This window comes from Bartonella sp. MR168JLCBS, from assembly GCF_042194175.1.
In genome coordinates this window covers 1-762 of the sequence record NZ_JBHIMP010000321.1, presented here as the reverse complement: position 1 = coordinate 762, position 762 = coordinate 1, and the positions used below count along the sequence as shown (strand labels likewise).

Annotated in this window: 1 protein-coding gene; it reads left to right on the top strand. The window is 36.5% G+C overall.

Going from position 1 to position 762, the window contains the following annotated elements:
- The coding region (locus tag ACFIK8_RS11155) for an SDR family oxidoreductase (protein WP_375669464.1) at positions 1-377 on the top strand (377 nt) is incomplete at its 5' end.
- Positions 378-762 lie beyond the last annotated feature (385 nt).

Below are 762 nucleotides of genomic sequence, written 5' to 3'. Positions count from 1 at the left end.
GTGCTTCACAGCAAGTTGTACCTCATTACAATATCATGGGTGTCGCTAAAGCTGCCTTAGAGGCTATGGTGCGCTACTTAGCGGCCGACTTTGGCCCCCACAATATCCGTGTCAATGCAATCTCAGCTGGTCCTATTAGGACCTTAGCTGGCAATGGCATTGCAGCTGCACGAGCAATTTTTTCGTATCAACGCCGAAATGCGCCCCTGCGCCGTAACGTAAACATTAACGAAATCGGAAAATCTGCTCTTTACCTGCTTTCTGATTTATCTTCAGGCGTTACTGGTGAAATTCATTATGTTGATTCAGGTTATAATATTATGTCTATGCCGACGCTGGAAGAATTAAAACAAAGTGAAGAAGCTCAGGGAGAATAATTACCCATAATCCTTTTAAAATAGAAAAAGCAATTTATATACCATTTTAGAATGGTATATTTGTACTTTCTCTGACGTAAATGATACGTATAATGAGAAGAGATAAATTGTTTTCAAAGATATTACTTAGACAATAATCAAAATTTTCATGTTTAAGTCATATTGCATAAAAAACTGGCTCATATAAGCTTTCAATTTGCTAAAACTTACCGTATTGTCCAATGATTAATACAATCTATTCTGTTCCTGCTGTATTATTGACATATCTCTCATGGATTTGAATAATTTAAAAGCATACTTTATCATGTATCTCATCTTTGAGTGTACGGCTCAGTAATGTATTGGCCGCTTCAATTACACTTTTACCACTATAGAGAACGTGATA